This window comes from Veillonella parvula (assembly GCF_024461875.1).
Taxonomy (GTDB): domain Bacteria; phylum Bacillota; class Negativicutes; order Veillonellales; family Veillonellaceae; genus Veillonella; species Veillonella parvula_I.
The window spans coordinates 49,433-74,012 of sequence record NZ_JANGAL010000007.1; the positions used below are offsets into that span (position 1 = coordinate 49,433).

Consider the following 24,580-nt stretch of genomic DNA (forward strand, 5'->3'; position numbering starts at 1 on the left):
TTATTTACCTCCCTTGAGAGATTGTGTTTGATACATATGATTCAACTCATTAGCCCAATAATCATAGCTAGAGTCATCAGACATTAAAATCTGTAAAGATACACCTTTATCTGTAGGAACAGCATAACCAATTAAGGAATAAGTATTTCTAAAGCCATCATATTTTAGACTACCGCGTAAATCGCCTGTCACAGCTGTACCATATCGTGTTTGAACAGGTTTATAGGCCACATGCGTTGCATCTAGGCTTACTTGTTTTGCCATAAAGTCTACATAAGAACGGATTTCTTCTATACTTTTAGGAGATGATTTCTTATCTGTGGCAAGCATTTTATCAAAGACACCTATAATTTGAGAAGGTAACTTATCATTTATCGTTTTTAGATCTTTAGCTAATTTAGCACCTTCAATAGTATTGCTCTTCAGGTCTTGTAATTGTTGTTGGGCCGTCTCTTTGGAGTAAGATTCTACATATTTAGAGATAGAATGCTTTAATGCGGCTTTTTCCGCATCTGACCCCTTCTCTAAAATAGTCTTATTCATACCTATAACTTGATCAATTGCATTTTTAGAATAGTTAATAACAATTAAACCACCTATATGATGACCTTGTTTATCAGTACCTTGCAGTTGATAGAAGGAGTAACCATCAAGAAAATCCCCCTTCACTGGTTCAACAGCTACACCAGTCTGTGCTTTCACAACATTATTAATAGTATCAACAGCAGATTTATTTGCTACTTTGAGAAATTTATCTTGTTCTTGATTACGCAATCTTGCATCAGTAGAAATATGCACAACTTCTACAGCTTTCACAGTTGGGGAAGTACTGCCGTACATACCATAACCTAAATCTACCGTATCAGCACATGCCACTGCCCCTATACCCACAGTTAAACAGGTGGCACAAGCCAATGTCATCAACTTTTTATTGAGAGTTCTCATAAGACACCTCACCTTTTTAACAATACACTATGTATAGATTGTTAGATAATCTGTGCAGTATATATTAAGAGTTTAAAGGAGAATCTATACTGCATATATTAATTATTATACTATATCGACATATATAACTGTATAGTATAATTTACAAGCTTACCTTTCTGCTATACAATACATAAATAGACATGTAAAGATGATATATGTATGAGAAATGGAAAGGAGTGCACACTCGGTGTGCTTTTAACATGATACAAGAATTAATTCCTCTCACTAGGCCTCGCACATTAGCTGCTGCATTGGGGCCTACCATTTTAGGTGCCGCCTTTAGTTATTATGCATTTGGTGCTGCTCAGGGTACAGGTCTTGCCATTTTCCATACAATGCTCATATTTTTAGCTGTTGTAACAGCCCAAATTGTAGCTAATTTATGGAATGAATATAAAGACTTTAAATCTGGACTCGATGCTGGTCAAAAGGTAGGTAATGCTGGTTCTATCACACGTGGCGTTATAACACCAGAGCTTATTATAACGATGATTAAAGCACTCATGTTTGTACCCATTATTATTGGTCTTTATTTATCTGCTACTATAACTTGGTACTACATCCCGGTAGGCTTCTTATGTATTCTAATTAGTTTCCTTTACTCTGGCGGTCCAAAACCAATTTCTCGAACACCATTTGGGGAAATTTCCTCTGGTATCGCCATGGGTTTTGCTATCGTACTCATTACAGGCTATGCCTGGATACGAGAATTATCCTTAGCCCTGTTAATTCCTGCAATTCCATCTACATTGCTAGTTGGTTCCATCATGTTGACGAATAATATCCGAGATATTCGTAATGATGAAAACCATGGACGTCACACGTTGCCAATCGTGCTTGGTCGTGAAAGAGCACTTAGCTTAATGAGTATCTCATATATTTTCAATTTTATTTGGATCATTGCTTGGATTATAGTAGGCCATATGACATGGTTCTCCTTATTAGCGTTCCTTGCAGCACCACTAGCTTTCAAAACAATTCATACATTATCTACCAATACAGATGAGTTCCAATTAGATAAGGCTATGGGTACTACCGCTGGGGCCGCTATGATTTATCAACTAATGTGGGCGATTGGACTTATCATGGGCAAATTATTTTAAAAAATGAACATACTTTTATTATAGGTTCTCCATAGTTTTTAGTTATGGAGAACCTATAATAATTCCGTCTTGATAGATAGGAAATTATTTAGTACTATAGATTTAATATTTTATATGTAATTATTGTATAAGGAGTGTGTCTAATGAGAAAATTTTTAGCATTGGCAGCTACTGTCATCCTTGGCGGCGCTTTATTAATCGCAGGCTGTGGTAACGACAACAAACAAGCTGCTAGCGATGGCAAACAAGTATTAAAAATCGGGGCAACAGCAGTACCTCACGCAGAAATTTTGGAACAAGTTAAACCAATCTTAGCAAAAGATGGTATCGAATTAAAAATCACAGAATTTACTGATTACAACACACCTAACTTGGCTTTAGGGGACAAAGAGATTGATGCCAACTTCTTCCAACACGTACCTTACATGGAGGAATTCGCAAAAGCTCACAAACTTGACTTAGTATCTGCCGGTGGTGTTCATCTTGAGCCAATGGGTTTATACTCCCGTAAAATCAAAGATTTGAAAGATCTTCCAAAAGGCGCTAAAATCGCTATTCCTAATGACCCTACAAACGGTGGTCGTGCATTATTGTTGTTACAAAAACAAGGTCTAATTACATTAAAAGACTCTACAAACATCTTATCTACCGTACAAGATATTACTGCGAACCCTAACGAATATCAATTCGTAGAATTAGAAGCAGCACAAGTACCTCGTTCCCTTGACGATGTAGCCTTAGCCGCTATCAACACTAACTTTGCATTAAACGCAGGTCTTAACCCTGGCAAAGATGCATTGGCAATTGAAACTAACGATTCCCCTTATGTAAATATCGTAACTGTACTTAAAGGCAATGAAAATGACCCTCGCATCAAAAAATTGATGGCTGCACTTCATAGTCCTGAAATTATCAAATTCATCCAAGAAAAATACCAAGGTGCTATTGTTCCTGCATTCTAAGGTATACCAAAAAGAGACCACATCAACGTGGTCTCTTTTTTATATGTTATCGGCCCCAAATCTAAAAGGTAATAAACCTTCTAATTCAACAACTGTATAGTCCCCTCTTAAATTCGCCATTATAATACGAGGTATTTCAAATTCAGAAATCACCTGACGACAAGCACCACATGGTGCACAAGGCCCTTCCGTATCAGCAACTACGGCAAGGGCTTTAAATTTTGTTTGCCCTTCCGACACAGCCTTAAATATAGCAGTTCGCTCCGCACAATTAGTTAATCCATAAGAAGCGTTTTCTATATTACACCCTTCATAGATGGTTCCATCTTCGCAAAGAAGGGCTGCGCCCACGCCAAAATGTGAATAAGGACTATAGGTTTTGTCGCGAGCCACAATGGCACGATCGATGAGCTTTTGAATATCCTTTTCTTTCATTTTGCGCTCCTCACTCTACAATATCAAGTATAGTATCCACTACTTTAGGTACAGTATTACCAATAGTAATCGCTGCTAAATAGGTCTGAGCCGCATTAGTGAATAAACTTTCATCAGAAGCATATAGTGTAGCTATCCTTTCACCCATGCTAACGGCGTCCCCAGTTTTTTTGTGCATTAGAATACCTGCACTATAATCGATGGGACCATCTTTAATAATCCGACCTGCCCCCAGTATGACGGATGCAATGCCGCATTGTTCTGTATTCATATGGGTAATATAACCGTCTTGAGGCGATATTACATCATAGGTAAACTTACCTATTGTTAATACACTTTCATCATCGATAACTCGGCTATCTCCACCTTGGGCTTTAATCATTAAACGTAACCGTTCAAGAGCGGCCCCAGAATCTAGTGCTTGTTGCACACGATTAAGAGCAGTTTCGTAATCACAAATATGGCTCAATACGAGCATATGAGCAGCCATGATAATACATTCATGCGTTAAATCCTCTGGACCATGACCTTTCAACGTTTCAATAACCTCGCGAATCTCCAAGGCATTTCCAATAGCATGACCTAGTGGTCGATCCATATCGGTTAAAACAGCCTTAACTGAACGGCCATTTTCCTTTCCAATATCTACCATTGCTTTTGCTAATGCACGAGCATCCTCTATGTTTTTCATAAAGGCACCACTGCCAACCTTTACATCTAACAAAATTGCTTGAGCACCAGAAGCCAATTTTTTGCTCATAACAGAGGATGCAATAAGAGGGATACTATCCACAGTTCCCGTCACATCGCGCAAAGCATATAGCTTTTTATCAGCAGGTGCAAGCCCTTCCGACTGACCAATAACAGCAAGACCAATTTTATTAACTTGATTGATAAAAGCATCTTGCTCTAAAGATACCTTTAAATTTGGAATAGATTCCATCTTGTCGATAGTGCCACCTGTATGACCAAGTCCACGGCCAGACATCTTAGCCACCTTGCCACCACAAGCGGCTACGAGAGGCGCAATAATAAGTGTTGTCTTATCTCCTACGCCCCCTGTACTATGTTTATCTACAGTAATCCCATCAATATCTGACAAGTCTACCATATTACCTGATTGAGCCATAGCCAAGGTCAAAGTTCCTAATTCGCGAGCATTCATACCATTAAAAACTATGGTCATCAAGAGCGCACTCACTTGGTAATCAGGGATTTCCCCCTTTACATAACCATCTATGACAAAGCGGATTTCCTCATCTGTTAACGGCAAGTTCGCCCTTTTCTTCAGAATAATATCATACATACGCATAGTTACACCGCCATTCTAAGAAACCACCTAAGCATAGCCTAGGTGGTTTTCTATTATACTTCTTCGTTCAAGTGATTCTTTAGTAACTCTACAGCTGCACTGGCTCCAATTCGGCTACAACCTTCTGCAATATAGGCTTTCATATCCGTAATAGAGCGAATACCACCTGCGGCCTTAATCTGTACATTAGGACCAATATGCTTTTTAAAGAGTCTAATATCTTCAAGGCTTGCACCGCCGCTACCAAATCCAGTAGATGTTTTAATATAGTCTGCGCCACCATTTGTAATACATTTGCAAAGCGCTACCTTTTCAGAATCTGTAAGATAACAAGTTTCAATGATAACTTTTAAAATCTTATCACCACAAGCCTTCTTAAGCGCCTCAATTTCGCTAGTTACCGCTTCAAAATCACCTTGCTTTACATCTCCAAGATTAATAACCATATCAATTTCAGAAGCGCCCTCTTCAATGGCCTGTTTCGTTTCTGCCACCTTTACCTCTGTTGTTTCATATCCTAAAGGGAAGCCGATAACGGTACATATGTTAAGTTCTGGATATGCTTCATGGGCGGATGCTACAAAATCTGGAGGAATACAAACAGATGCAGTTTTATACCTTATACCATCATCACAAACTTCTTTAATATCATCCCATGTAGCTGTAGGACGCAATAATGTATGATCTACATAAGCTAATAATTCTTTCCCCAACATAGTACCTCTCCTCACTAAAAGAACGACATTTGTTCTGGTTCTGGCTCTTTATGTAATGCATCTTGAGCAGAGCGATTTTTATCATCAATGAATGGTTCTAATGGTACACCTGTAGCCTTTAATAAATCTGGTAAACTATTAACGCCTTTCAACTTAGCAGCTTCTAATACAACCTTTGCACAAGTCTCTGCATCATCCAGTGCATAATGATGTTTAAACTCAACTCCAATATATGCGGCCATTGTATTCAACTTATGATTAACCAAATCAGGCCATACCGCACGTGAAAGTTTAACTGTACATGCATAATCTAGTTCTGGCCAAGGGATTTTATAATAATCTAAAGTAGCACGCAATACGTTCATATCGAATTTCGCATTGTGAGCCACCATAATATTACCTTTTAAATGGTTTTCATAAATGGCATTCCACAACTGATCAAAGGTCTTTTCATGAAGAACATCCTTCGGTTGGATACCATGAATTTCAATACATTCATCATCAAAACTCATAAACGGAGGCTTGATGAGGCTATATGCTTTTTTGGTAATTTGTCCGTCCTTTACGGTAATAACCGCCAAGGAGCACGCACTATTTTTAAATTTATTTGCTGTTTCAAAGTCTAATGCAACAAAATCTAACATAGGACTCCTTTCAAAATCTATATATAAGAATTATATTCATTTACTCTACTTATTATAGCATGAAATAGACTATAATCTACTGTTCAAAGGTGACCAATAATCACCTCATTCACACCAATTTTAATTGACAGATAGGCCCTCAGTATGTGAAAATTATTTAGATATGTATGTAGTATGGAGGTTGCAACATGGCAGATGACAGATTAATCGTTGCCCTTGACGTATCCACGATGGATGCAGTGAAAGAAATCGTATTATCCCTCGGTGATTCGGTTAGCTTTTACAAGGTCGGCATGGAGCTATTCTACGCCGAAGGAGCAAAAACAATTCGTTTTTTACAGGAGCAAAACAAACAAGTATTTCTTGATTTGAAATTACACGACATTCCAAATACCGTAGCCCATGGCGTAGCTTCCTTAACACGTCTCGGCGCTAGTTTAATTACTTTACATGGTCAAGGTGGTCCTGTCATGATGAAAGCTGCTGTTGAGGCAGCTCGTGAGAGTGGCAAAGAACTAGGCGTGGAACGCCCAAAATTATTAGCCATCACCGCATTAACTAGCTTTGACGATGAATCTTGGACTGCTATTGGTGGTCAGCTACCAATTTCCGACCAAGTCATTCGACTTGCAAAACTCGCTAAGGACTGTGGTATGGATGGTGTTGTATGTTCCGCATTAGAAGCTAAAATGATTCGTGAAGCATGTGGCGATGACTTCCTCATCGTTACCCCTGGTATTCGCCCTTCCTTTGCAACAACAGACGACCAAAAACGGGTTGCTACACCAGCTAGTGCATTACAAGATGGAGCATCTCGCCTTGTTATCGGTCGACCTATTACACAAGCCGAAAACCCTCGTGAAGCGGTTCGTTTAATTATTGAAGAAATGGAGAAAGTATCCAAATGATGACAGAACAAGAAGTAAAACAATTACTGATCGACACTCAAGCTATTTTAGAAGGTCACTTCCTTTTGACATCTGGTCTCCACAGTCCAATGTACGTTGAAAAATTTAATGTATTACAACATCCAAAATATACGGAAAAACTTTGTAAAGAATTAGCTGAACGCTTCCGCGATCAAAATGTGGAACTTGTTATTGGACCTATGACCGGCGGCATCTTACTTGCTCACGAAGTAGGTAAAGCGCTTGGCACCCGTGCTATCTTCACAGAACGCGAAAAAGGCGTTATGACATTACGTCGTGGCTTTAAAATCGAGCCAGGCACAAGAGTACTTATCGTTGAAGATATCGTAACTACTGGTGGCTCTGTACAAGAAGTAGTAAATGTTGTCAACCAATCCGGTGGTGAAATCGTAGGTGTAGGCCTTCTTGTTAACCGTTCTGGGGGCAAAGCAGAATTCGGTGTACCTCATGAAAAGGTACAAGCATTACTTAATCTTGAAGTTCCAACTTATAAACCTGAAGAATGCCCTCTTTGCAAAGACGGCGTAGCTATGACAGAACGCGGTTCTAAACACATCAAATAATTTTTTAACGACCTATATACATGCATAGGTCGTTTTTCATTAGGAAGTTAATAAAATATTCCCAGTCCATCAACTACTGTCTATATTTATAAATAGATACAAAAAGAGCTCCTTCGCTGAGGAGCTCTTTTTGTTTGTGTGTAGTTATTGTGTGTAAGAGAGAGATTCTGATACGAATGTATCACATAGAGTGTGTGACTCTATGGTGGCCATGAATGCACTTTCATGACCACGTTCTCTATATCTTATGAGAGAAATGGACTCATAAAGTATCGTTAGTTTTGTGTAGTTTGTGGTGCACCTTGATCAGTTTGTTGTTGTGGTGCATTGCCATTAGGTTGTTGAGGTGGTTGGCCTTGCATAGGCATTTGACCTTGCGGAGGCATTTGACCATTTGAGTGCATATGCTGGCCATTATTTGGTCCCATACCATCTTGAGGCATCATTTGATTTTGACCATTTTGGTGCATATGTTGGCCATTATTTGGCCCCATACCATCTTGAGGCATCATATGTTTATCCATATACTGATTAGGACCATCATGTCTATGTGGTTTTCTAAACTGTTGTTCATTCGTTTTCATCCATTCACCGAAATTAGGTAAATCATTAACTGCAAACGATGTAACTGCCCCAACAGCACAAATTACAGTAAGAATTGCTGTGATTATAATTCGTCTCATAAATCCTCCTTAGTCCACACTGCGGAAGTAACGTTCACGCACACCACGAAGCTCTGTACCAACAAAGACGCATGTAAGTCCACCAAATAAACCTACACCACCAAGTGCCACTAAAGTTACGATAGATAATACTGGGAATGCTGTTACATTCTCAAATGGTTGCCAAGAGCTTCCTAACAAGAACAAGATAGCCGGTGTAATAATGAATATAAGAGCACCTACAATATAGGATAAGGCACTTCCAATAGAGAGCAAAGTCTTAGATGCTTTTTTAGCCATCCCCGGTAATTGAGGTAAAAGACGTTCTTTATAATCATCAAATCGTGCATAAATTTCCTGCATATTAACGGATTTGCTTTCGCTACCATCTTGATTCATTGTGTCTGTAATGATACCTGCATCTACGTAGGATGCATATATTTCCTCTGGAGTCCCTAATGATTTAATGATCTCACTATCGGTAAGCCCCTTTTCATAACCTACCGCAAAATGCTCTTCATAAACCTCTATAATACTCTCCACATCTGCAACACGCGCTTTTTTAAATATATTACGCAATGCATCCAAAAAGCTATTTTTGTTCATTATTATCGACTCCTTTCAACAGCATATTGATAACACCAGAAAAATCATCCCATTCTTGACGCATCTTGTTATATGCTGCACGGCCTTCGTTCGTGATATGATAGTATTTCCGTGATGGACCTGTAGAAGACTCCTTCAAATATGTTTCAACATACTTTTCTTTTTTCAGTCTGTTAAACAATGGATATATCGTTCCTTCAGATATTTCAATATATTCTGAAATGGTGCTTACGATTTCATATCCGTAGCGATCATTTTGTGTTAGTAATGCTAGCACCAGCATGTCCATAACACCTTTTTTTAATTGAACTTGCATAGTTCCTCCCTTTTAGGCTGTGCTTGCCTGCCAATGTGAAAGCTCTCTTACGGTCACTATCATGTACTGACAAATACATAATAACATAAGGTACCTCGGAACGCAAGGTACTTTGTAAAAAAATATTGAAATTTAATATATTTTTTCTTATTTCTAATCTATAAACACAGTTAATTTCTGCGTTTATAGGGAAAAATTTTTTCAAAAAAATTTTCTTATTTATGGTATTTTTTATACAAAATCTATTAAAGCACCCTATTATAACTAAAAATCCTCATCTAAAAGATGAGGATTTTCTAACACTACAAAAGAAAGTAGTGCATTATTGGAATACTTAATTAAGTTTTATTTACTAGATTCTAATTTGAAGACGCTTCCCCTAATTTAAGCTGTGCACTCTTCATTTTGCCGTTATGAGTATAGGATACCAAAATTGTATCTCCAGGGCTCTTAGCATCAATTTGTTCTTTTAATTCAAGTAATGTAGTAATATCTTTACCATCAATTTGTGCAATCGTATCCCCTTCTACGAGACCAGCTTGTGCAGCAGGACCATTAGAATCAAGTTGAACAACAAGAAGTCCATCACCTTCATAGGTTACATTATTGCGCGCTGCAGTTTGACGGTCTACAGCCCACACCCCAATATAAGGGCGAATGACCTTACCATTTTTAATAATAGAATCAACAATTGTCATCGCAGAATTAATTGGAATAGCAAAGCCCATACCTTCAATTCCCTCTTTAGAGATTTTAGAGCTATTGATACCAATTAACTCACCATCTGCATTAATAAGCGCACCACCTGAGTTACCTGGATTAATGGCTGCATCAGTTTGAATCAATGGGAATCGTTGACCTTGATCATCAATTGTACGTGCTAAGGCACTAATAACACCAGAGGTAACTGAACCTTTAAACTCAAGACCTAAAGGATTGCCAATAGCAATAGCTGGCTCCCCCACTTGCAAGGAGTCAGAGTCACCAATTTTGATAGGTTTAATATCTTTTGGAGGTTTAATTTTTACAACTGCTAAGTCCGTCTGTGAATCTGAACCTATAACAGTCCCCGTCACCGTACTGCCATCAGACAATGATACTGTAACCTCCCCATTTCTAGCCCCCGCTACCACATGTTTATTTGTTATAATATGTCCGTCATTATCGATAAGCACACCAGATCCGACACCTTCTCCAGCATAGATAGTACGGTTAAAAATATCCTTTTGAAATACTTGTGTTGTAATCCCTACTACAGCTGGCCCAGATTCTTTAGCTGCTTGTACTACATAGGTATTACGCGTTTCAGTAATAGGCTTAGTCTGTTTAGTTTGTTCTCTCACGTTTGTTGGTTGCGTATTAACAGGGCTGCCAAAGAAATAGTATCCTCCGCCTACCCCAATACCCAAAGCAAGAATACACGCAATTACTGTTTTCTTATATTTTGAAAATGTCATGTAGATCTCCTTATATTCTTCTTAATATTCTTCTACATCACCCATAACGTCTTAATGATGATTATAAAAGGTAAAATAAGAACCAAATCATAAATCATATAATTATGATACTTTATAAATACGCCACGTCTCACACTAATTCAAATCATCTCAAAATCAATTTTATAAAATTGATTTTGATGAACCTATTATAGTACGCCTGCTTTTACAATGCAAGATACCAATTTATAACTTTTCTTATGAAAGTATAATTATTATAACCGTATATCCTCCACTAGATAAATACCTAGAATCCTGAAAGAAGCTGTATAGAATGTATTCAAATATCTAAAATCTAAAAAACATAAAGGGCATTTACTAGCCGTCGCTAGCAAATGCCCTTTATGCATATAGTTTGAGAGTGTAAGGACTGTTGAGAGAGAGAGTATATGTGATCTAGATAAGCTTTAGAGAGAACTTATTAAGAGAGAGAAGTTAAAATATTACTTATCTAGAGTCATAGTCAGCCTTACTTAAATAAGTATACATGGAATATCTAAACTATCAAAGTAACTATATAAACAATTCTTAAACCTTTGATTATATCTCTATAATAAAATCTCTATAAAGTCATATCTAATCAACAGCCACGAACAACGTGAGTATAATGTGAATGCATATTCTCGATACTAAACAAATTTATACCCTACACCCCACACTGTAATAATATGCTTACTATCGGATGGATTATCCTCAATTTCTTCACGTAAACGATTAATATGAACTGCTACAGTTGCATAATCACCATAGGAGTCAAGTCCCCATACACGAGAATACAATTCTTCTTTGCTAAATACAATATCACGGTTACGCATCAAGAACTCCAACAATTGGAATTCTTTCTTTTTGAGATGAACTTCTTTTTCATTCACCCATACTTTCATCATTTTAGGGTCGAGACGGATTTCACCGGATTGAATAGCGTTTGTTTCCATTGCATCGCGCTCTGTTAAACGTTTATATTGCGCCAACATAGCTTTGATCTTCGCAATCAATACAGATGGAGAGAATGGCTTTTCAATATAATCATCAGCGCCTACGCCTAAGCCACGGATTTTGTCGATATCATCAAGACGCGCAGTTACCATAACGATTGGCACACGAACTTTGTCACGAATTTGACGACAAACTTCAAAGCCATCCATTTCTGGCAACATAACATCAAGGATAATAAGGTCTACAGGAGTATTTAATGCTGCTTCAATGCCATCTGTACCATTAGTCATAATCGTTACGTCATAGCCCGCCACCATTAAATAATCACGCTCAATATTGGCAATATCCAAATCGTCTTCAATAATTAAGATATGTTCACTCATGATTCTTCTCCTTGCTTAGGAAACTCTAATATAATACGTAGACCATGTGGCCTTACATTTTCAATCACAACTCGGCCTTCAAAGATTTCCATAATTCGACGGATAATCGACAATCCTAGGCCACTACCTTCTTGAGGATTCGTACGAGACGAATCTACACGATAGAATGGTCGCATCAGACGCTCTAGAGATTCTGGCGGTACACCTGGTCCATCATCACTGATGACACAGTATACAAAATCATCATCACTCGTTACATCTATGACGCAGTGACCAATATCGGTCATTTTATACTTAGCACTATTGTTCAACACATTCTGCAAAACACGTTGTAACAATTGTGGGTTAGCATTGATAAAAGGTGTTTCCGTAGCTATACGGGCCTTAATCTCAAGCCCCTTCGATTGATACGGAGCTAAATGATCTTCTACAAAGTCACGTACAAACTGACCTAATTCAATTCGCTCAGATGGACGAGATTCTTTTTTATAGTTCAATGTTGTTATGAGGAATAGTTCCTCTAACATAGAATCTAAATCATTGGCCCGTTTCAAAATAATCCCCATGTATCTTTTTTGTTGCTCTTCCGTTGGTGCAATACCGTCACGAACGCCTTCAGCATACGCTTTAATAGCCGTCAATGGAGTTCGTATATCATGGGATATACCAGCGAGTAGCTCTTTTTGTTGCTCCTGTTCCATTTCAATTTGACGATTCGCCATTTCTAACGACTTTGTCATATTCTTAACGTGAATCATGATAAATCGTGTAACAAATCGGTTAATAGCAAAAAATGTAACAATAAAGAGCAATATGGAAACTACGATAATATAGAAAGATACGGATTCCATTAAGCTATCACTACCATGAGTAGCACGCCTAATCGCAATATGGTATACATAGGAATGACGTCCATCGTACTTTCTCATTTCATAAACGAAAGTATTATTGGATTGATATACGATGCCCTGTAATTCAGGGTTAACATCAATAAGACCAACAATGGCAGAAGCACTATAGATTTGTGGATTACCGTAGTTATACACCATACTTCCTTGATCAAGTACTTCAACATATACTTCCTTTGGATCAAGTAAGCTATAGCTAGGCTTAACCAAGCTATTAATTAGATCATTTTCTAACCCATAAAAGGTAATGGTTTCAGTTATTCGACTGACACTTTTAAACTGTTGTTCCTGCTCAATACGCAAATAGTAACCGGCATTGGCCAATATGCGCAAACCTGTAAAATATAGCAAAAATAAAATAATTGCTATTAAAATAGGTACAACAAACAGCACAACATTGGATATCCAAATTCGTATTTGTAAATTCACAGGATTACCTCAATATCATAAATAGTAGATACTCTCTATAGTTTACGCTATTTTTATAACTTAACGCAAGTAAAACACGCAAATATCCAACATATTTTTCACTATTCTTTCATACGTAGTTTATAATTGACCGATTATTCAAAGGTATCTCGACCCTTTTAATATCTAATACTTTTCGTAAAAATTATATTTTCACACGCACCCATGTATCTTATGGCGATATGAAAATTGGTAATATCTGATATTTCATAGTTCCTTAGTCTCCCCTTTTAATAGGAACTCGTCTATACTGTTTATAAAAAAGCTAAAATATAAAAAATGAAACAACTATTGAATCTCTTCATTTAATAAAACAAAATATATACTGAATTATACTATTTCTCTATGAGGATAGTTTAAATATGGTCAAAAAAAAGAGGATTCCTAAGAATCCTCTTTTAAAATTTGGATTAACGACGATTTGCATCGAAGAAGTTAATAGCAACTTCTGGGAACATAGCGTAAGTCAATACGTCTTCGTCAGTGATGCCATTGTAGCCTTTAGAAGCTAAATCTTGACGGTAACCTTCCAATTCAGGTTCGATAAGATCTGCTGGACGGCAAGTAATAGGTTGTTCATCACCAATGATAGTTTGACGAATATCATCAGAAATTGTACCAGGTAATTGACCATATTTACCACGAACAAGATCTTTAACTTCGTTAGGAACCATTTTGTAACGGTCGCCCATCATAACGTTCATCATAGCCATTGTACCAACGATTTGGGATGTTGGAGTTACCAATGGAGGGTAACCCAAGTCTTCACGAACGCGTGGCATTTCATCCATAACGTCAAAGAAGCGATCGCCCATACCCATTTCGTTCAATTGGTTTTGAGTATTGGACAACATACCGCCAGGAATTTGGTAACGACGAACAGCAGGGATTACATCACTAGCTGGTTTCAAGTTGAATTCTTCAGCGATTTGTTGTTTTACTTTACGGAAGTGGTCAACTAATGGAATGTATTTATCAAGGTCAAGACCAAGATCCCATTCAGTACCTTTGAACATTTCAATCATAGTTTCAGTAGCTGGTTGGCTAGTTGCATGAGCAAATGGAGAGATAGCAGTATCGATGATATCTACGCCAGCTTTAGCAGCTTCCCAGTATGTAGTACTAGCAAGACCGCAAGTGAAATGGCTATGCAAATCGATTGGCAATTCGCCAAAACGTTTTTTGAAAGTAGAAACCAAATCATATGCATCAGCAGGTCCTAACAAACCGGACATATCTTTGATACAAAGGGAATCAGTACCCATTTCTACCAAAGTTTCAGCTACTTTCAAGAAGCTTTCAGTTGTGTGAACTGGAGAAATTGTGTATACCATAGCGGATTGAACGTGTGCACCAGCTTTTTTGGAGTACTTAATAGCAGCTTCCATATTGCGTGGGTCATTCAATGCGTCGAAAATACGGATACGGTCGATACCATTTTTTACAGCCGCATTACAGAATGCTTCTACTACGTCGTCGGAGTAGTGTTTATAGCCCAACAAATTTTGACCGCGAAGCAACATTTGCAATGGGGTATTTTTCAAATTAGCTTTCAATTTGCGAAGGCGTTCCCATGGATCTTCATTCAAGAAACGAAGACAGCTGTCATAAGTAGCGCCGCCCCAACATTCAAGAGCTTCATAACCAATATCATCTAAAAGGCCGAGCACTGGTTCCATTTGTTCGTAGCGCATACGTGTTGCCAAAATAGATTGATGACCGTCACGAAGAACGGTTTCGCAAATTCTTAATTTTTTAGCCATGTTAATCCTCCAAATCGAAATAGTCTGTGTATGTAACTTTATACACTCATTAAACAACTATCTCATACCTATTTTTTTTACGATTTTTTCGATGTCTGCTCACACTAGCCAAACGCGCTAAAATCGTAATACATACTTATATTAGACTACTTATAAAATTCTTTGTCAACAACCACATTATGCTATTTACTCATAATCTCATGTATTCAAAGATGATTTTTTCGTGATGATTATCACAAAAAACTGCAGAGGAACTAGAGTTTAGCATGTATGTTTAATCAAATTAATTTTTTTGTAATTGCTCATTTTAATGAGAAACTAAAAATTATATCGTAATAATTTTTGGTTATTATTAAATACTTTTCAAAATATATCGGTATTTATAAATGTAGTAATTCGATAAACGTCGGTATGTTTATAAGCTTATCAATTTTATTAATAACTAAGCCGATATTTTTAAATGCATAAACATGCAAAAGAACCTGCCCATTTACGGACAGGTTCTGACCTATTCTTTAAAATTTGAGAGTCCCCATTATACGGCTTACTTCTCAGGCTTAACCTTTTTAGGCGCAGTTTCTAGGACAATATTTTTACCTTCCCGTTTCACCTGAATAGAGAAAGCCCCTTCCCCTTCTTTAAAATACTCCATCTTAATATCAAGGAGCATTTTACCAATCATAGTCTCTACTTTTTCAGTTAAGAACTCACGGTAAAAAGCATCTTCTTTTTGCTTTGGACTTTGATGAACTACTGGTTTCTTAGCATCTCGCTCCATATTGAGCATAGTATCTTCGAAATTTTCTGTATCCTTAAAATTTTTCATCATATCCGCATCGGATAAACCTTTTTGAATTTTAAACTTTGCCATGTGTATCTCCTATCAGTTCAAAAATTGCTTTCTTTACACGTACTGGATCAATACCAGACATACAATATTGATTAGGCTTAGGACAACGTCGTTTTCGGCAGCCTAAGCAATCTAATTCATCATTTACGAGCACCTTAAATGTCCCCGTCAGAGGGCCCCATAATTTAGGGTCAGTAGGGCCAAAGAGTGCTACTACAGGCTTATTTAAAGCTAACGCAATATGCAGAGCTCCCGTATCTGCAGTAACTACTACATCACAACTTTCAATTAAAGCCCCTAATTCTTGAAGTGTCGTTTTCCCTAACATATTCAGAACAATTTTATCAATACCCTCATCTGTCAAAGAGTCCAGCAAGGGTTTGTATTGAGCAGCCTCTTTAGGGCCACCTAAACAAACAAATTTCGCTCTATATTGAAGGGATTTAATGAGAGAATACCATTTTTCCTGAGACCACTCTTTCGTTACCCAAGAGGTACCTAATACCAGCCCAATGCGTAACGGAGTTTCTACCACGCCTCGATGTAAAAAAACGTCATTATCAATCGACTTCCATTGATTTTCTGCCCAACTATGTAAATTTGTTGGCACCTGAAAATCCATGTGGTATAGCGTATTAGCATTAGATTCATTTAGTAAACAACTGCTCTCAATACCGTATTTATCAATGTTAAGCGATGTATCTAAATTTGCATGTTCAGTAATAGCCTTTGTTAACAACTGAGCTACCTCTACATAGCGTTTAATCACGTGTTCTGTACTAGGCTTCGTTTTATAGTTAGTAAACAGCCAATTCAACTCTTTTGTACCACCAAGGCCAAGTCTAATGGGGGCTCCTGAAGCTAATAGTACTAGCCCTGTTATGAGTCGCCCTTGCACATCAACGGCTACATCAAATTTATAAGGCTCTAATTTGGCCTTAAGATCCCACCACATGCGCCACATTGTAGGAATATGTAGTTTTTTAGAATGTGCCTCGTATTCATCCCGTTCCCAGGGAATTATTTTATCTACATAGGGATTGCCCTGCAGGAGCTCTACCATACTAGGCGTTACAATCCAATGCAACTTAGCATCAGGATACTGTTCCTTAATCCACCGCGCAGCAGGTGTAGCATGCAAAACATCACCTATGTAACTAAGGCGTACAAATAATATATTCATAGATATCCTTAGGGTACATACTATTATAGGAATAAAGCCTTTATAATGAAAGAACATTATAAAGGCTTTTTCTTAAGATTTCTTTTTACTACCACTACTATTTGATGATTTAGAAGATGTAGTATCTTCTGTTACCTTAGTAGTTTCTTCACTACCATTCTTAATGATGTTTTTTACATCTGATAATGTCAACTCATTAAATGTAGTAGGGTGGTTGTATTTGTAAACTGGATTGAAGCCTACACCTAATTTACCAGTGTAAACAGTCAATGCATTATTGTCCTCATCAACACGGGCGATGTAGATGGTTTTGTCCATATCAACACCGATAAAGCGGAAACGCCCTTCAGGGTTGATAACACGCCATCCCCCTTCAATGCCGTTGAACATGAATACATCCCCAGTTCTGACATTATCGTAGAAGAAGTTATCTTCATCGTAGAATACACCGATATGACCGATATCAGTAGCTTGCATGTAAACGCGACGTGTATCGTAGTTAGCATCGGTACGATAAATGCGATATGTGTGTTCTTGAACTTTTACCTTCATATACACCACATTTGTCGCTTCAGAGTACGCAGCATCTACGATTTTACTGCCCCGAGGCAAGTCTTCAAGTTTTGTATCAACTTCGTGTTCGGGGTCATCCGCATTAAGACGAGCCATGACAACATCTCTGGAGTCATATAAACCCATGACAGCATAGTTACGGTCTGGCATCCAGTTGAAGTAACTAATCGAACGGCCCTTCAAATCGATATTTGTGGGCTTACTTTCATTAGCCTTGTAAATTTTTAGAGAGTTCTCTGTAACAACAGCCATAAATTGACGGTCATAGGATACATACTTAGTGCCTTCCTTCACATCAGGGAAGTTTTTCGTATCATCTTTTGATGCGCCTGCTACGTTAAACTCTGTAGTCGGTGCAAATATATATTGATCAAGGTATAGGTATACCCCACCTTGCAGAAGAATACCTACCGCAAAGGCGCTCAGTACACGCGTAAAAGGTTTCATCTGTCCTCCTATTTCACGATAAACGCCGTTGGGATCATGCGTTCCCCTAACAAATCGGCAGGTTTATTTACGACTTTACCATTTAGGTACAAAGTTGAACTAGAACCGCCATCTAAATTTGCTGCAATGTAGCAACCTTTTTCAAATAGAATATCTTGTACGTCACGCAAGGTAGCCCCAATAGAATACCCTGGTTGGCGACCATCGATTACAAGGAATAGCACTGTGCCATCTTTCTTTTGACCGATAGCAGTACGAGGACCTACGCCCCAGCCACCATCACCTTCGGTAATCATCTTCTTGCCATCAACGATAAGAGGTGGACCAAAGGTAATACCTTCCATGGCCTTCATATCACTAAGCTGAGTTTTATCATAGTTACCAGCGATAAGATTACCAGATTTAGAGAAACCTACAAAGTCTACGTCTTCATCAGGGCCTACATCCTTACCGATAACGTACTCACCATCATGCAAGATGAAACCATATGGCAAACGGCCTGTACCAGTACCATTAGGGTCGTGGAAACCACCGCCATTAATCGCTGCTACAGCATTATTCATTTTTGCAATATTACTTGTAGTATCGCCTTTTTCTTGAATATTAGCCGCTGTACCTACTTGAATACGACGAGGATCAGGAATTTCTAAAATATAGCCTACATAACGAGCAGACTGGATTTTTTCAAGATTTAAAGTCTTATCTTCACGAGCATTAAACTTGAACAAATCTTGGCTTTTAACAACCCCTACAGTCCCCAAAATAGATTGTAATTCGTCTTCATTAAACAACCATGTAATGTAATGAGGATGGCGAGATTGTAAGATAGCGCCAATTACAGCGCGCTTTACATTATTAAATGGTCCAAAGAGCACCACGAAGGGTGATGTGACAACGGTAAATAAGAACACCATAATGATGAACTTTACCCAATTCTTTTTGAACAATGTATTTCTCCTTATAAATCAGTGAAATGTTCGGTGCTAATGCGTTCTTCAAAATGCTTGATATCCACCGCATTGCCTACCCAAACACGCAAAATATTATATGGATTATCACCAGTATGAGCCCAGCCAGATTTCATAGCCATCCCCATTTTAATACCAGCTTTCTTAGATGCTGAGTCGGTGAATTCATTTTTATCTCCATATGGATAGCAGAACCAAGGATTATCCTTAATGCCTACTTCTTTAGCAAGTGCCTCTTGGGCCTTTGTAATATTTTCAATTTGTTTTGCTTCTGACAATTGGCCCATTTCTATATGTTGGAAACCATGGTTTGAAATAGTAATACCATTTTTGTGCATTTCACGCACCTGATCCCAAGTTAGACGCGTCCCAACATCGCCAGGATTGATAAATACAGTCGCCGGGAATCCATATTCTTTCATAATTGGATATACGATAGAATATGTATCTGCATAACCGTCATCAAAGGTTAAAACAACAGGTTTTTCAGGCACCGCAGCACCATTTACAACATAATCATACAATTGATCCATCGTCAATGGATTATAGCCATTATCCTTGAGGAACTTCATTTGTTCTCTAAACAAATCCTCCCGAATAACTGCATCATTATCTTTGTCGTCGCCGACTTTATGATACATAAGAACAGGAATACCCGTTGGATGTACCATCTTAACTTCTTTTGCAGGCGGTACTGAACTAGTAGGTTCTGTTTTTTGTGAAAGCAATCCACAACCTGCCACAACCATTGCCAATACCAAAACTAACAGTGTTACCAACGGAATCCGTTTCATAGGTCCTCCTCTATTAGAACACAATTATATACAGAATATTATAACATTTCCATGAAGAATAGTAAAAATTAACGCTTTATTAGTACTTCATCAATCGATTTTCGAGGTCTAGGATACATAGTTTCATCTGGAATACCAATAGCAATGATTGCCTGTACATCGTGAAGAATATTTAAAAAGGCTTTACTTTCACTTTGCATAAAATACACATCATTCATCCACAGTGTACCTAACCCAATCGCTTTAGCCCCCAGTAGAATATGCTCTACAAAAGCACCAATAGCTTGTAAATCACTTTTCTCCCACACGCGAGTATAGTCAGGCAAGTGATCATAAGGATTAACTACAAAAAGTATATCGCTAGCTGTTTGCATAGCCTTAAGGCTAATTTCTAAGCTACCAAAATGTTCTTTTCGCTCTTTATATTGCTCTAATACCTGAAAGCCTAAATTCACAAAATGTTCTTTCTCCACTGCCGTCACATGAATAACATGCCAGGGCTGACGATTTTTAGGGGATGGAGCTCGCATACCAAGAGATACTAACTCCTGAATTATGTTGACCCCTACTGATTGAGTTTCTTTATATTTACGTACGCTAGTACGAGAGTTTATAACTTCTGTTAATTCCATAATATTTCACCAAAACATCTAAATTCATATAAATCTTCGGTATCTAAAATCATTCAAAACTTCTACGATTATTTAGAGCTATATTGTAATCCGTTCAATAATGCTTTAATATTCTAATTATAATACATATTTCTAAAATTATGCTTATCCAATAGACAAAGGATTTCTTATGAAAAAACGCTTAAGCCTTATACAAATGGACGTCTATGTAAACGAAGTGGAATACAATTATGCGCGCGTCCAAGAATTACTTTCACAAGCCCTATCAGAAAAGCCTGACATTATCGTCTTGCCCGAAACATGGAATACAGGATTTCATCCATCTAAGGATTTAATCAATATTTCTGACAGAAACGGAGAAAGAACAAAAGCTTTATTAAGTACATTCGCCAAGGAACACAATGTAAACATTGTGGGCGGTTCTGTAGCCGTAGCAAAAGAGGATTTAGTATTTAATACCTCCTATGCTTACAACCGTAAAGGCACGCTCGTAGGAGAATATTCCAAAATGCACGGTTTTAGCCCAGCTAAAGAAGATACCTATTTTGCTAGCGGTACCCATACTACGCATTTTGAACTAGATGGAATCCCTTGTAGCACCGTCATCTGTTACGATATCCGATTCCCCGAGCTAGTAAGAATGGCTGCATTACCTGGTACTGAATTGTTATTTGTACCAGCCCAATGGCCAACTATGCGTCTACGTCACTGGCAAGTATTAAACGAAGTGCGAGCTATTGAAAACCAACTCTTCTTATGTGCTGTCAACGGCTGTGGTACTGTAGGTCGAGTTCAAAGCACTGGTCACTCCGCTGTATACGATCCATGGGGTACAAACCTCCTCGAAATGGACACCGTGGAAGGCATCTCATCTGTAGATATCGACCTCACCGTAGTAGAAGATATCCGCAATAAAATCAACATCTTTAGAGATCGCAAACCTGAACTCTATAACCTATAACATAAAGGCACATTGTTTTGAACTACCATCTTAAACAATTCATTTATAGATGGTCTGCGCATAAAACAATGTGCCTTTTTATTGTATGGAATTCATATACATTAAAACTCAATAAGCTTCCACATATCCTCTGGAACCTGTTCTAGAGGTTTATTTTTCGCAATTGCTTCTTTTAGAATATCAATAGTATCTTGCACATCTTGTTTATCCTTTGTATCAGGATCATGAAGGATGACACGATTTAAAGAATCTTCACCAAATTGTTTTACATATTCTTTTTCTACTTGATTAAGTTCACGGCGTAAATATTTCATAGATAATAACCTCCCAATATATTTAATCTAATATATTAAAAAGTACTTGTCTATAATTCAAATATTTTCTATACACATCTTCAGCTAATAATCAACAATTTAAATTGTAAATTAATATTTTTATCTCATAAATCATTTACATGAATTCTATAGAAATGGTAGTATTAACAATGCAATAGGATTTAGTTATTAAGAAAGAAAGGTAATAACTATGTTTTCATTTCTACAACCTAAAGAGGCAAAATCATCAGTTCCACAAAGCATGATTATGAATCTATATTATAAATATAGATTGCAATCATTAATTGGTATTTTTATAGGTTATGCTGCGTACTATATTGTTCGTAATAACTTTGCCTTATCAACACACTTTTTATCAGATATCCTCCATATGAGCAAAACAGAAATTGGTTTGCTATCTAGTGGTATGCTTATCGCTTATGGTTTAAGTAAAGGCTTTATGAGTAGTCTTGCAGACAAAGCAAGTCCTGCCAAGTTTATGGCTTTCGGTCTCATTTGCTGTGCAATTATCAATATCTTTATGAGCTTTGCCGATAGTCTCGCCTTCTTCTTAGTTTTAGTAGTACTAAATGGCTTTTTCCAAGGATTTGGTGTAGGACCATCCTTTATCACCTTAGCTAAATGGTACCCAAAACAGGAACGTGGCCGTTATGGAGCTATCTGGAATATTTCACACAATCTCGGTGGTGGTATCGTAGCACCAATCGTAGCCGCCGCATTATATTTCACTACTACAGATCACTGGCAATTAGGGAGTTATGGTGTACCAGCGCTTATTGCAGTTATCATAGCAATTGCCATTTCTTTCTTAATCAAAGAAAGCCCTGAACGTGAAGGCTTACCACCAACAAGTGAAATCATCGCCGACACAGCGCATAAGGCGCACAGAAGTTCTGAAGCACCGCATATGAGCACAAGAGAAATCTTTGTAAAATACGTATTGAAAAATAAAAACGCTTGGTATGTATCATTAGTTGACACCTTTGTTTACATGATTCGCTTTGGTATGCTTACTTGGCTTCCAATTTATTTATTACAAGTAAAGGGTTTCTCCAAAGCAGAAATGTCTGTTGCCTTTTTATTCTTTGAATGGGCGGCTATCCCTTCAACTATTTTTGCAGGTTACATTTCCGATAAATTCTTTAAAGGTTATCGCATGCCACCTGCAATCATTGCTATAAGTATTATCTTCTTCTGTATATTTGGTTATTGGCAAAGCGAGTCTCTCTTATGGGTTACTTTCTTCGCTGCTATTGTAGGTTGTTTAATCTACATTCCTCAATTCTTAGCTTCAGTACAAACTATGGATATTGTACCACCATTTGCAGTAGGTTCTGCTGTTGGTCTTCGTGGATTCATGAGTTACATTGTTGGTGCAAACTTAGGTACAACACTATTTGGTGTTTTAGCAGATAAATTTGGTTGGAATGCAGGTTTCTATCTTTTATTAGTAGCATGTGTTCTTTGTATTACATTCTGTGTATTGGCTCATTTTGGCGCCAAAGAATTAGATGCTAAAGAAGCTGAACTTGAACAACTTCAACCAGCTGAAGCTAATAGCTAACCCCTAACAAATAAATCCTATAGTAAAAAGGTCGTAATATGTATTAATACATGTTACGACCTTTTATTTACCCCACGAAAGGGACTCCTATATAACCGATGTGTTTTCATCAACGCATAGTTCTGGAAATAATGAAAGCACAAACCACAATGATACCAAGGACTATACTCCCAGCTACTATATAAGGCCATGTAAGTACATCACGTACATCATTCAATATTTTTATATCAAAGATTGGCATATAAAGTAGTAAGTTCCCCAAAATCCAACCGACTGGTCCTATGAACTTCAGCTTCTTAATCGTATCCATTTTATCTAGAATAGACTCGGTTACCTCTGAATCCTTTTCGACAGATACGTATTCTTTATTAATATAAAAGCCTTTTGAATATTCCGTTTCAAAAGCCCACTCTTGAACAGAAAACGTAGCAGTACCATCAGCATTTTCATACTCTTTATATTTAGCAGTATCAGTAGTACCTACGTCTACCTCACCCCAAGTGCCCGTTACCATCTCATAACCACTATCTATGAGTTTCATATCGGCTGGTAGCACTTTTCCACACAACTTGGAAAACTGGTACGCATCTCGCTTCTTATCCCAACTGAGCCAAAACTCTGCATTATTCTTATGTCTAACTAACTTATACTCATACCTAATTTTTCCATGAGTATCAATGTAGCGTATTTTGCCTAAAATCGTATATAGATCCCTTCGGATACGTAATGTCTCACCATAATTAAAAACCATGATCTTCTCTCATATTGAAAACTATATATATAAATGTATATTACTAATTACTATGATTGTACACGGATTGTGAAAACCTGCCAACACTTCTCAGATTTAAAAGGAGAAGATAAACTCATTAAATGTATTTTAATATCAAAATAACGAAAAAAAGACCTACAGTAAACTGTAGGTCCTTATATTTGGTGCGGTTGGCGGGACTTGAACCCGCACGAGCGTTAGCTCACCACCCCCTCAAGATGGCGTGTCTGCCATTCCACCACAACCGCATGGAATACAAATGGTGCCTCAGGACAGAATCGAACTGTCGACACACGGATTTTCAGTCCGTTG

At 37.7% G+C, this 24,580-nt stretch carries 26 protein-coding genes and 1 tRNA gene; 6 read left to right on the forward strand and 21 right to left on the reverse strand.

Going from position 1 to position 24,580, the window contains the following annotated elements:
• Positions 1-945 (reverse strand): hypothetical protein, encoded by a 945-nt coding sequence (locus NE668_RS09015; protein ID WP_227037815.1) that lies wholly within the window; start codon positions 943-945, stop codon positions 1-3.
• A 242-nt stretch (positions 946-1,187) separates the two neighbouring features.
• Between NE668_RS09015 and menA the strand changes: the two genes are divergently transcribed.
• Positions 1,188-2,090 (forward strand): 1,4-dihydroxy-2-naphthoate octaprenyltransferase, encoded by a 903-nt coding sequence (gene menA, locus NE668_RS09020; protein WP_004693636.1) that lies wholly within the window; start codon positions 1,188-1,190, stop codon positions 2,088-2,090.
• A gap of 143 nt (positions 2,091-2,233) precedes the next feature.
• Complete coding sequence (locus tag NE668_RS09025; RefSeq protein ID WP_004693637.1) at positions 2,234-3,052, forward strand: MetQ/NlpA family ABC transporter substrate-binding protein; 819 nt, start codon at positions 2,234-2,236, stop codon at positions 3,050-3,052.
• A gap of 39 nt (positions 3,053-3,091) precedes the next feature.
• On the opposite strand, the gene NE668_RS09030 is transcribed toward NE668_RS09025, so the two are convergent.
• The 4 genes from NE668_RS09030 to NE668_RS09045 are packed head-to-tail and all read right to left on the reverse strand — an operon-like array spanning position 3,092 to position 6,159.
• The gene (locus NE668_RS09030; protein WP_004693640.1) at positions 3,092-3,487 is read right to left on the reverse strand and encodes a cytidine deaminase; all 396 of its coding nucleotides are present in this window, start codon (positions 3,485-3,487) and stop codon (positions 3,092-3,094) included.
• A 10-nt stretch (positions 3,488-3,497) separates the two neighbouring features.
• On the reverse strand, positions 3,498-4,799 hold the full coding sequence (locus NE668_RS09035; RefSeq protein ID WP_004693643.1) for a pyrimidine-nucleoside phosphorylase: 1,302 nt from the start codon (positions 4,797-4,799) through the stop codon (positions 3,498-3,500).
• A gap of 53 nt (positions 4,800-4,852) precedes the next feature.
• The gene (deoC, locus tag NE668_RS09040; RefSeq protein WP_118090950.1) at positions 4,853-5,515 is read right to left on the reverse strand and encodes a deoxyribose-phosphate aldolase; all 663 of its coding nucleotides are present in this window, start codon (positions 5,513-5,515) and stop codon (positions 4,853-4,855) included.
• A 14-nt stretch (positions 5,516-5,529) separates the two neighbouring features.
• Positions 5,530-6,159, reverse strand: coding sequence for a 3'-5' exonuclease (locus NE668_RS09045; RefSeq protein WP_008602770.1), 630 nt, complete (start codon positions 6,157-6,159; stop codon positions 5,530-5,532).
• A 188-nt stretch (positions 6,160-6,347) separates the two neighbouring features.
• Between NE668_RS09045 and pyrF the strand changes: the two genes are divergently transcribed.
• Together pyrF and pyrE are read left to right on the forward strand one after the other, a co-directional pair.
• A complete protein-coding gene (pyrF, locus tag NE668_RS09050) occupies positions 6,348-7,067 on the forward strand; it encodes an orotidine-5'-phosphate decarboxylase (RefSeq protein WP_004698328.1) in 720 nt (239 codons plus the stop codon).
• Positions 7,064-7,651 (forward strand): orotate phosphoribosyltransferase, encoded by a 588-nt coding sequence (pyrE, locus tag NE668_RS09055; RefSeq protein WP_008602774.1) that lies wholly within the window; start codon positions 7,064-7,066, stop codon positions 7,649-7,651. The genes pyrF and pyrE overlap by 4 nt, the downstream gene beginning before the upstream one ends.
• Before the next feature lie 275 nt (positions 7,652-7,926).
• Here pyrE and NE668_RS09060 read toward each other — a convergent pair whose 3' ends face one another.
• The 13 genes from NE668_RS09060 to NE668_RS09120 all read right to left on the reverse strand — a co-directional run bounded on the left by NE668_RS09060 (position 7,927) and on the right by NE668_RS09120 (position 20,636).
• A complete protein-coding gene (locus NE668_RS09060) occupies positions 7,927-8,334 on the reverse strand; it encodes a transcriptional regulator (protein WP_118090951.1) in 408 nt (135 codons plus the stop codon).
• A gap of 9 nt (positions 8,335-8,343) precedes the next feature.
• Positions 8,344-8,919 (reverse strand): DUF1700 domain-containing protein, encoded by a 576-nt coding sequence (locus NE668_RS09065; RefSeq protein ID WP_004693654.1) that lies wholly within the window; start codon positions 8,917-8,919, stop codon positions 8,344-8,346.
• Positions 8,906-9,235, reverse strand: coding sequence for a PadR family transcriptional regulator (locus tag NE668_RS09070; protein ID WP_004693657.1), 330 nt, complete (start codon positions 9,233-9,235; stop codon positions 8,906-8,908). The genes NE668_RS09065 and NE668_RS09070 overlap by 14 nt, the downstream gene beginning before the upstream one ends.
• Positions 9,236-9,594: 359 nt before the next feature.
• Positions 9,595-10,692: a S1C family serine protease gene (locus tag NE668_RS09075; protein ID WP_004693659.1), complete on the reverse strand. Its 1,098-nt coding sequence runs from the start codon at positions 10,690-10,692 to the stop codon at positions 9,595-9,597.
• A gap of 668 nt (positions 10,693-11,360) precedes the next feature.
• A complete protein-coding gene (locus NE668_RS09080; RefSeq protein ID WP_004693664.1) occupies positions 11,361-12,050 on the reverse strand; it encodes a response regulator transcription factor in 690 nt (229 codons plus the stop codon).
• Positions 12,047-13,387 carry a sensor histidine kinase gene (locus NE668_RS09085; protein ID WP_038149708.1) on the reverse strand — a complete coding sequence of 447 codons (1,341 nt, stop codon included), beginning with the start codon at positions 13,385-13,387 and terminating at the stop codon, positions 12,047-12,049. The genes NE668_RS09080 and NE668_RS09085 overlap by 4 nt, the downstream gene beginning before the upstream one ends.
• A gap of 449 nt (positions 13,388-13,836) precedes the next feature.
• A complete protein-coding gene (locus NE668_RS09090; protein ID WP_004698340.1) occupies positions 13,837-15,189 on the reverse strand; it encodes a pyruvate carboxylase subunit B in 1,353 nt (450 codons plus the stop codon).
• Between the two features lie 544 nt (positions 15,190-15,733).
• The gene (locus NE668_RS09095; protein ID WP_004698343.1) at positions 15,734-16,060 is read right to left on the reverse strand and encodes a hypothetical protein; all 327 of its coding nucleotides are present in this window, start codon (positions 16,058-16,060) and stop codon (positions 15,734-15,736) included.
• A complete protein-coding gene (locus tag NE668_RS09100) occupies positions 16,047-17,222 on the reverse strand; it encodes a glycosyltransferase family 9 protein (protein ID WP_118090952.1) in 1,176 nt (391 codons plus the stop codon). The genes NE668_RS09095 and NE668_RS09100 overlap by 14 nt, the downstream gene beginning before the upstream one ends.
• Before the next feature lie 72 nt (positions 17,223-17,294).
• Positions 17,295-18,242, reverse strand: coding sequence for a hypothetical protein (locus NE668_RS09105; RefSeq protein WP_004693675.1), 948 nt, complete (start codon positions 18,240-18,242; stop codon positions 17,295-17,297).
• An 8-nt stretch (positions 18,243-18,250) separates the two neighbouring features.
• Complete coding sequence (locus NE668_RS09110) at positions 18,251-19,189, reverse strand: phosphodiester glycosidase family protein (RefSeq protein ID WP_004693677.1); 939 nt, start codon at positions 19,187-19,189, stop codon at positions 18,251-18,253.
• 11 nt (positions 19,190-19,200) lie between these two features.
• Entirely contained in the window at positions 19,201-20,004 is an 804-nt protein-coding gene (locus tag NE668_RS09115; protein WP_004693679.1) for a polysaccharide deacetylase family protein, read from the reverse strand.
• 68 nt (positions 20,005-20,072) lie between these two features.
• Positions 20,073-20,636 carry a nitroreductase family protein gene (locus NE668_RS09120; RefSeq protein WP_227037812.1) on the reverse strand — a complete coding sequence of 188 codons (564 nt, stop codon included), beginning with the start codon at positions 20,634-20,636 and terminating at the stop codon, positions 20,073-20,075.
• A gap of 169 nt (positions 20,637-20,805) precedes the next feature.
• Here NE668_RS09120 and NE668_RS09125 point away from each other — a divergent pair, with 169 nt between their 5' ends.
• Positions 20,806-21,597: a carbon-nitrogen family hydrolase gene (locus NE668_RS09125; RefSeq protein WP_227037809.1), complete on the forward strand. Its 792-nt coding sequence runs from the start codon at positions 20,806-20,808 to the stop codon at positions 21,595-21,597.
• 101 nt (positions 21,598-21,698) lie between these two features.
• On the opposite strand, the gene NE668_RS09130 is transcribed toward NE668_RS09125, so the two are convergent.
• Positions 21,699-21,911 (reverse strand): hypothetical protein, encoded by a 213-nt coding sequence (locus tag NE668_RS09130; protein WP_227037806.1) that lies wholly within the window; start codon positions 21,909-21,911, stop codon positions 21,699-21,701.
• Positions 21,912-22,122: 211 nt separating this feature from the next.
• Here NE668_RS09130 and pgtP point away from each other — a divergent pair, with 211 nt between their 5' ends.
• Positions 22,123-23,496 (forward strand): phosphoglycerate transporter PgtP, encoded by a 1,374-nt coding sequence (gene pgtP, locus NE668_RS09135; protein ID WP_004693689.1) that lies wholly within the window; start codon positions 22,123-22,125, stop codon positions 23,494-23,496.
• A gap of 109 nt (positions 23,497-23,605) precedes the next feature.
• Here the strand turns inward: pgtP and NE668_RS09140 are convergent, their stop codons facing one another.
• Both NE668_RS09140 and NE668_RS09145 read right to left on the reverse strand, forming a co-directional pair.
• Positions 23,606-24,247, reverse strand: coding sequence for a hypothetical protein (locus NE668_RS09140; protein WP_227037803.1), 642 nt, complete (start codon positions 24,245-24,247; stop codon positions 23,606-23,608).
• Positions 24,248-24,430: 183 nt separating this feature from the next.
• Positions 24,431-24,516: transfer RNA gene (locus NE668_RS09145), tRNA-Leu, on the reverse strand.
• Positions 24,517-24,580: the final 64 nt, after the last annotated feature.

What these genes read in the sequence shown, in the direction of transcription:
- NE668_RS09015 (WP_227037815.1), bottom strand. Translation starts at nt 945, where the DNA reads ATGAGAACTCTCAATAAAAAGTTGATGACATTGGCTTGTGCCACCTGT.
- menA (WP_004693636.1), top strand. Translation starts at nt 1,188, where the DNA reads ATGATACAAGAATTAATTCCTCTCACTAGGCCTCGCACATTAGCTGCT.
- NE668_RS09025 (WP_004693637.1), top strand. Translation starts at nt 2,234, where the DNA reads ATGAGAAAATTTTTAGCATTGGCAGCTACTGTCATCCTTGGCGGCGCT.
- NE668_RS09030 (WP_004693640.1), bottom strand. Translation starts at nt 3,487, where the DNA reads ATGAAAGAAAAGGATATTCAAAAGCTCATCGATCGTGCCATTGTGGCT.
- NE668_RS09035 (WP_004693643.1), bottom strand. Translation starts at nt 4,799, where the DNA reads ATGCGTATGTATGATATTATTCTGAAGAAAAGGGCGAACTTGCCGTTA.
- deoC (WP_118090950.1), bottom strand. Translation starts at nt 5,515, where the DNA reads ATGTTGGGGAAAGAATTATTAGCTTATGTAGATCATACATTATTGCGT.
- NE668_RS09045 (WP_008602770.1), bottom strand. Translation starts at nt 6,159, where the DNA reads ATGTTAGATTTTGTTGCATTAGACTTTGAAACAGCAAATAAATTTAAA.
- pyrF (WP_004698328.1), top strand. Translation starts at nt 6,348, where the DNA reads ATGGCAGATGACAGATTAATCGTTGCCCTTGACGTATCCACGATGGAT.
- pyrE (WP_008602774.1), top strand. Translation starts at nt 7,064, where the DNA reads ATGATGACAGAACAAGAAGTAAAACAATTACTGATCGACACTCAAGCT.
- NE668_RS09060 (WP_118090951.1), bottom strand. Translation starts at nt 8,334, where the DNA reads ATGAGACGAATTATAATCACAGCAATTCTTACTGTAATTTGTGCTGTT.
- NE668_RS09065 (WP_004693654.1), bottom strand. Translation starts at nt 8,919, where the DNA reads ATGAACAAAAATAGCTTTTTGGATGCATTGCGTAATATATTTAAAAAA.
- NE668_RS09070 (WP_004693657.1), bottom strand. Translation starts at nt 9,235, where the DNA reads ATGCAAGTTCAATTAAAAAAAGGTGTTATGGACATGCTGGTGCTAGCA.
- NE668_RS09075 (WP_004693659.1), bottom strand. Translation starts at nt 10,692, where the DNA reads ATGACATTTTCAAAATATAAGAAAACAGTAATTGCGTGTATTCTTGCT.
- NE668_RS09080 (WP_004693664.1), bottom strand. Translation starts at nt 12,050, where the DNA reads ATGAGTGAACATATCTTAATTATTGAAGACGATTTGGATATTGCCAAT.
- NE668_RS09090 (WP_004698340.1), bottom strand. Translation starts at nt 15,189, where the DNA reads ATGGCTAAAAAATTAAGAATTTGCGAAACCGTTCTTCGTGACGGTCAT.
- NE668_RS09095 (WP_004698343.1), bottom strand. Translation starts at nt 16,060, where the DNA reads ATGGCAAAGTTTAAAATTCAAAAAGGTTTATCCGATGCGGATATGATG.
- NE668_RS09100 (WP_118090952.1), bottom strand. Translation starts at nt 17,222, where the DNA reads ATGAATATATTATTTGTACGCCTTAGTTACATAGGTGATGTTTTGCAT.
- NE668_RS09105 (WP_004693675.1), bottom strand. Translation starts at nt 18,242, where the DNA reads ATGAAACCTTTTACGCGTGTACTGAGCGCCTTTGCGGTAGGTATTCTT.
- NE668_RS09115 (WP_004693679.1), bottom strand. Translation starts at nt 20,004, where the DNA reads ATGAAACGGATTCCGTTGGTAACACTGTTAGTTTTGGTATTGGCAATG.
- NE668_RS09120 (WP_227037812.1), bottom strand. Translation starts at nt 20,636, where the DNA reads ATGGAATTAACAGAAGTTATAAACTCTCGTACTAGCGTACGTAAATAT.
- NE668_RS09125 (WP_227037809.1), top strand. Translation starts at nt 20,806, where the DNA reads ATGAAAAAACGCTTAAGCCTTATACAAATGGACGTCTATGTAAACGAA.
- NE668_RS09130 (WP_227037806.1), bottom strand. Translation starts at nt 21,911, where the DNA reads ATGAAATATTTACGCCGTGAACTTAATCAAGTAGAAAAAGAATATGTA.
- pgtP (WP_004693689.1), top strand. Translation starts at nt 22,123, where the DNA reads ATGTTTTCATTTCTACAACCTAAAGAGGCAAAATCATCAGTTCCACAA.
- NE668_RS09140 (WP_227037803.1), bottom strand. Translation starts at nt 24,247, where the DNA reads ATGGTTTTTAATTATGGTGAGACATTACGTATCCGAAGGGATCTATAT.